The 6,671-nt window shown below is 67.0% G+C and carries 4 protein-coding genes; 1 reads left to right on the forward strand and 3 read right to left on the reverse strand.

The window, feature by feature from the left end; genetic code table 11:
* Positions 1–20 precede the first annotated feature (20 nt).
* Genes CON76_RS04450 through CON76_RS04460 form a run of 3 tightly spaced genes read right to left on the reverse strand, consistent with a single transcriptional unit; the run spans position 21 to position 5,938 of the window.
* A complete protein-coding gene (locus CON76_RS04450; RefSeq protein ID WP_101102154.1) occupies positions 21–1,502 on the reverse strand; it encodes an efflux transporter outer membrane subunit in 1,482 nt (493 codons plus the stop codon).
* 12 nt (positions 1,503–1,514) lie between these two features.
* The gene (locus CON76_RS04455) at positions 1,515–4,676 is read right to left on the reverse strand and encodes an efflux RND transporter permease subunit (RefSeq protein ID WP_101102155.1); all 3,162 of its coding nucleotides are present in this window, start codon (positions 4,674–4,676) and stop codon (positions 1,515–1,517) included.
* 2 nt (positions 4,677–4,678) lie between these two features.
* Positions 4,679–5,938, reverse strand: coding sequence for an efflux RND transporter periplasmic adaptor subunit (locus CON76_RS04460; RefSeq protein ID WP_101102156.1), 1,260 nt, complete (start codon positions 5,936–5,938; stop codon positions 4,679–4,681).
* 101 nt (positions 5,939–6,039) lie between these two features.
* Between CON76_RS04460 and CON76_RS04465 the strand changes: the two genes are divergently transcribed.
* Positions 6,040–6,671: TetR family transcriptional regulator (locus tag CON76_RS04465; RefSeq protein WP_101102157.1), on the forward strand; the 632-nt coding region annotated here is incomplete at its 3' end.

Genomic DNA, 6,671 nt, shown 5'->3' on the forward strand with positions numbered 1-6,671 from the left:
GGACATCCGGGCAGCACACGTCAGCGCCAGCCGCCGCCCAGGGCCTTGAACAGCGCGACCCGGTTCTGCGCCAGCGCCAGCCGGGTTTGCAGCAGCGTCTGCTGGGCCGCAAACACGCTGCGCTGGGCGTCCAGCAGCTCCAGCTGGCTGGCCACACCTTGTTTCAGGCGCAGCTCCGACAGGCGCAGGCGTTGCGCCTCGGCCTGGGCCAGCTGCTGCTGGGCCTGCAACTGGTCGGCCAGCGTGGCCTGGCCCGCCAGCGCATCGTTGACCTCGCGGAACGCGGTCTGGATCGCTTTTTCGTACTGCGCCAGCGCCACCTGCTGCCCCGCTTGCGCCGATGCGAGACCGGCCTGGTTGCGCCCGGCATCAAAGATGGGCAGCAGCGCCTGCGGCGCCAGCGTCCAGCCCCAGGTGCCGCTCTTGAACAGACCCGACAGCTCGCTGCTGGCCGATCCCATGCTGGCGGTGAGCGAGATGCGCGGGAAAAACGCCGCCCGGGCCGCGCCAATCTGGGCGTTGGCGGCCACCAGCTGCTGCTCGGCAGCGCGCACATCGGGGCGTTGCAGCAGCACTTGCGACGGCAAACCCACCGGCACCTCGGCCAGCGCGCGCACGGCCTGCGCTTCGGTGGTGGCCACCGCTTCGGGCCGGGCCGCAGGTTGCAGGGCCTGGTCCAGCGGTTGCCCCACCAGCAGCGCCAGCGCGTTGACGTCCAGCTGGCGCAGGCGTTGCTGCTGGGCCAGCGTGGCACGCGCCGTGGCGGCCAGCGATTCGGCGGCGCGCAAGTCCAGCGCCGACGCCGCGCCGTGCTCGTGGCGCAGCCGGATCAGGCGCAAACCTTCCTCGCGGCTGGCCAGGGTCTGGCGCGTGAGTTCCAGCTGGGCCTCGTTGGCCTGCAAACTCAGCCACGTGCTGGCCACCGAGCCCACCAGACTGGTCTGCAGCGCCTTGCGCGTTTCCTCGCTGGCCAGAAACTGCGCCAGCGCCGCTTCCTTCAGGCTGGCGATACGGCCAAACAAGTCCGCCTCCCAGCCGCTGACCAGCAAGCCAGCGGTGTAGGTGGACTTGATCGGTTCGTCCTCGCCAGCCGTCTGGCGGCTGCCGGTGACGCCCGCGTTGACGGTGGGCCAGCGGTCGGCCTGGCGGATCTGGTACTGCGCGCGCGCCTGCTCAATCTGCAGCGCGGCCACGCGCAGATCGCGGTTGTTGACCAGTGCTTGCTCGATCAACGCTTTGAGGGTGAGTTCGCGCACAAAATCCTGCCACGCCAGCGGCTCGGTGGCGGCGGTGCCGTCGGCCGCCGGGGTGGCACTGGCTTGCACGGGCCAGGCGCTGGGCAGGGCCACCTCGGGGCGCTGGTAGGTGGGCAGCTGCGAGCAAGCGGCCAACCACGCCGAGGCGGCCAGCGCCGCACCCGTGCGCCAGCGGGGCCGGGCCCGCAGCGGGCCGGAGTCGGCGGCCACGTCAGCACCAACCGGGGAGAGTGAAATGGGGGTCATGTTGGCAGTTCCTCAGGCTTTGTCGTGCGGGTGCAAACCCAGGTGTTCGGCTTGCTGGTGGTGGACGGGCAGCTGGCGTGCGCTATCCTTGAACAAGGTGCGCACCACCACAAAAAACACTGGCACCAACACCACCGCCAGCACCGTGCCAGTGATCATGCCACCAATCACCCCCGTGCCAATGGCACGCTGACTGGCCGAACCTGCGCCAGAAGCCAGCGCCAGCGGCAACACCCCCAGCGTAAACGCCAGTGAGGTCATGATGATGGGGCGGAAACGCAAGTGCGCCGCCTCCAGCGCCGCTGCCACAATGCTCTTGCCCTCGGCCTGCAAGTCCTTGGCAAACTCGATGATCAAAATGGCGTTCTTGGCCGACAAACCGATGATGGTGATGAGCCCGACCTGGAAGTACACGTCGTTGGCGTAGTTGCGCAACCACGTGCCCAGCAGCACCCCCAGCACCCCCAGCGGCACCACCAAAATCACGGCAAACGGAATCGTCCAGCTCTCGTACAGCGCGGCCAAGCACAGGAACACCGCCAGAATGGCAAAAGCGTACACGATCATGGCCTGCGAACCGGCGAGTTTTTCTTCACGCGACTGGCCCGTCCACTCGTAACCTATGCCTTGCGGCAACTGGGCCACGATCTTCTCGATCTCGGCCATGGCCGCGCCGGTGCTGTAACCCGGCGCCGCACCACCGCTGATGCGCATCGACGAATAACCGTTGTAACGCACCGTCTGCATGGCACCGCTGATCCAGCGCGTGGTGGCAAACGCACCCAGTTGCACGGTCTGGCCCTTGCTGTTGAGCACATGCAGCTTGAGCACATCCTCGGGCTGCATGCGCGCCGGGGCATCGGCCTGCACCACCACGCGCTGCAAGCGGCCCGCGTTGGGGAAGTCGTTGATGTAGCTCGAACCCAGCGCGGTGGAGATCACACTGTTGATGGCGTCAAACCCCACGCCCAGGGCTTGGGCCTTGTCGCGGTCGATGTCGATTTGCAACTGCGGTGCGTCTTCCAGCCCGTCCGGGCGCACTTGGGCCAACACGGGGTTCTTGGACGCCATGCCCAACAGCTGGTTGCGTGCGGCCAGCAACGTCTCGCGGCCCAGCCCGGCGCGGTCTTGCAGGCGCAGGCTGAAGCCCGACGACGAGCCCAGCTCCGGAATCGGCGGCGGGCTGAGCGGGAAGATGAACGCATCGCGCACGCCCATCAGCGCGCCAAACGCCCGCCCGGCCACGGCTTCCGCCGACTGGCCGGGGCCGGTGCGTTCGCTCCAGTCCTTCAGCGTCACAAAAGCCAGACCGGCATTTTGCCCCTGGCCACTGAAGCTGAAGCCCAACACGCCCACCATGCTCTGCACCTCGGGCTGCTGGAGCATGAAGCCTTCCACCTGCTCCATCACGGCGCGGGTGCGCTCTTGCGTGGCGCCGGGCGGCAGCTGCACGTTCACCAGCAGGTTGCCCTGGTCCTCGTTGGGCAGGAAGGACGTAGGCAAGCGCATATACACCACACCCGCCACGCCGATGATGGCCACGTACACCAGCAGCGAACGGCCCGCGCGCGGCAACAGCTTGGCCAACCAGCCCTCGTAGCCCTTGGCGCTGCGGGCAAAGCTGCGGTTGAACCAGCCAAAGAAGCCGGACTTCTCGTGGTGGTGCCCGGCCTGCACCGGCTGCAGCAGCGTGGCGCACAACGCGGGCGTGAGCGACAGGGCAAAGAAGGCCGAGAACGCGATCGACACCCCCATCACCGCCGCAAACTGGCGGTAGATGTTGCCCACCGAACCGCTGAAGAACGCCAGCGGTACAAACACCGAGATCAGCACCACGGTGATGCCCACAATCGCACCCGAGATCTGCCCCATCGCCTTGCGCGTGGCCTCGCGCGGCGAGAGTCCTTCCTCGCTCATGATGCGCTCGACGTTTTCGACCACCACAATCGCGTCGTCCACCACAATGCCGATCACCAGCACCATGCCAAACATGGTCAGCACGTTGATGGAAAAGCCCAGCGCCAGCAGCGCGGCAAAGGTGCCCAGCAGCGCCACCGGCACCACAATGGTCGGAATCAGGGTGTAGCGCCAGTTCTGCAGGAACACGAACATCACCAGGAACACCAGCGCCACCGCCTCCACCAGCGTCTTGACGACCTGCTCGATGGAAATCTTGACAAAGCGCGAGCTGTCGTACGGAATCGTCCACTTCACGCCCTCGGGGAAGTAGCGTTCCAGCTCCTGCATCTTGGCGCGCACCGCGTCGGCAGCGGCCAGCGCGTTGCCACTGGGGGCCAGCTGCACGCCCATGCCGGCAGCGGGCTTGCCGTTAAGGCGCGCGCTGGTGGCGTAGAGCTGCCCGCCCAGCTCGATGCGGGCCACGTCCTTCAGGCGCACGGTGGAGCCGTCAGGGTTGGCGCGCAGCACAATGCGGCCAAACTGTTCCACGCTGGCCAGTTGGCCATCCACCACCACGGTGGCGGCAATGCTCTGCCCAGCCACGTTGGGCAGGCTGCCAATCTCACCCGCCGACACCTGCGCGTTTTGCGCGCGGATGGCGGCGTTCACGTCCGCCGCGCTCAGGTTGTAGCCCAGCAGCTTGGCCGGGTCGATCCAGACCCGCATGGCGCGCTCGCTGCCAAACAATTGCACTTGGCCGATACCGGCCACACGTTGCAGTTCAGGCACCACGTTGCGCGAGGCGTAGTCGCCCAGCGCCACAGGGTCCCAGGCCGGGTTGTCGGACGACAGCATGGCAAACAGCAAAAAGTTGCTGCGCGACTTGTCCACCCGCACGCCCTGCTGCGTCACCGCCGAGGGCAGGCGCGGCGCGGCGCGCGAGAGGCGGTTTTGCACGTCCACCTGCGCCAACTCCGGGTTGGTGCCAGTCTCGAAAGTCAACGTGAGCGTGCCCGTGCCGTTGGCTTGCGCCACCGACTCCATGTAGATCAGCCCCGGCGAGCCGTTCATCTCGCGCTCGATGACGGACAGCACACTGTCTTCCAGCGTCTGCGCCGCCGCGCCAGGGTAGGTGGCCGATACCACAATCGCGGGCGGGGCCACGGTGGGGTATTGCGCAATGGGCAACTGGGTGATAGACAGCGCGCCCAGCACCATCACGAACAGCGCCACCACCCACGCAAAAATGGGGCGCTCAATAAAGAACTTGGCCATGCTCAGTTCCCTTGCTTGGTGACGGAAGCGGCCTTGTCACCGGCAGGAGCTGCCTTGGCGTCTGCCGGAGCTGCGGCAGCAGCTGGCGCAGCTCCAGCCGCCTGCGGCTGCCACGGCACCGGCTTGACCACGGTGGCACCGCGCAGCTTCTGGAAGCCATCCACCATCACCTGCTCGCCAGCCTGGAGGCCATCCACCACAACCCACTGGCCGTTCTGCTGGCCCGTGATCTTGAGCGGACGCGGCGCAAACTTGCCATCGCTGGCCACCACCAGCGCGGTATCGCCCTGCGGCGTGCGCGTCACGGCCTGCTGCGGCAGCAAAATGGCGTTACTGGCCTGGGCCTGCTCCAGCTTGACCCGCACGTACAAGCCCGGCAACAGCCTGCCACCGGGGTTGGGCACCGCCGCGCGCAGCGTGACCTGGCCGCTGGTGCTGTCCACCGTCAGATCGGTGAACAGCAGCTTGCCGGGGTGCGGATGTTCGGTGCCATCTTCCAGCACCACCTTGATCTGGGCCGCGCCACCGCGCTTGAGCTGGCCCGATTCCAGCGAACGGCGCAGCTTGAGCGCCTCGCTGGCGGGCTGGGTAAAGTTGACGTACATTGGGTCGATTTGTTGCACCAGCGCCAGCGGGGTCGGTTCCCCTTGGCCCACCAGCGCACCTTCCGTCACCAGCGCGCGGCCTATGCGGCCTGCAATCGGTGCGGTCACGTTGGCGTAACCCCGGTTGATGGTGGCGGTCTGCACCGCCGCGCGGGCCAAGCCTACATCGGCCAGGGCCTGCTTGTGGGCGGCATCGGCGTTGGTAAATTCTTGTTGGCTGATGGCTTTGTCGGCCAACAACGGACGGTAACGCTCCAGCAAGGCGTGGGCTTGGGCCACATTGGCCTGGGCCTTGGCCAGTTGCGCCTGGGCACTGGCCAAAGCCGCGTCGTAAGGTGCGGCATCGATGCGGAACAAGGCCTGCCCCGCCTTCACATCGGCCCCTTCGTCAAACAAACGTTCTTGCAAGATGCCCGCCGCACGGGCGCGCACCTGCGCCACGCGCGAGGCCTCCAGCCGCCCTGGCAATTCATTGACCAGGCCCACGTCGCCCGGCTGCACCGTGACCACCCCCACCTGGGGCGGCGGCATGGCACCCCCGGGGCCAGCGGGCTGGTCGGCACCGCCACAGGCGGTCAAGGCCACAACGGCGGGCAAGGCCCACCACACACGCAGCGCCAGCGCACGCGGGCGCACGGCAGAATTGGAACGGTTCATAAATAGAGCGAGAAGAGAAAATGGCAGGCGCACGCCGATCGGGACGCAAGTCCCGTAATATACATACAATTGTGAATGTATGTCATACCTGAGGAGATTGTGTGGCCCGACGCACCAAAGCCGAAGCCTTGCAGACGCGGCACAAACTGCTCGACGCGGCGGAGGCCGTGTTCTTGCGCCAGGGGGTGTCGCGCACCTCGCTGGCCGACATTGCCACCGAGGCCGGGGCCACGCGCGGCGCCATCTACTGGCACTTCAAGGACAAGACCGACCTGTTTGACGCCATGATGGAGCGCGTGACGCTGCCGCTGGAAGAGGTGCTGCAGGCCGCCTCCAGCAGCGCCGCACAATCCAACGGCGAGGACAGCCTGCAGCGCATGTGCCAGCTGATGCGGGCCGCGCTGCACAAGACCGTGCACGACCCGCAGACGCGGCGTGTGTTCGAGATCGCCACCCACAAGGTGGAATACACGCCAGAACTGCAAGCGCTGGCGCAGCGGCGGCTGGCGGTGTTCCAGGGCATGGTGGCCGTGACCGAGCGGGCGTTGGGCCACGTGGCCGCAGCACGCCAGCGCCCGCTGCCCATGCCCGCACACGCGGCCGCGCTGGGCCTGCACATGCTGGTGGACGGGCTGATCAACCTGTGGCTGCTCGATCCACAGGGTTTTGATCTGGAAACCACGGGCGCGCAAGCCATAGAAAACTACCTGCGCGGCCTAGCCCGGATATTTCA

The organism is Macromonas bipunctata (assembly GCF_002837135.1).
GTDB classification, from domain to species: Bacteria; Pseudomonadota; Gammaproteobacteria; order Burkholderiales; family Burkholderiaceae_C; genus Macromonas_A; species Macromonas_A bipunctata.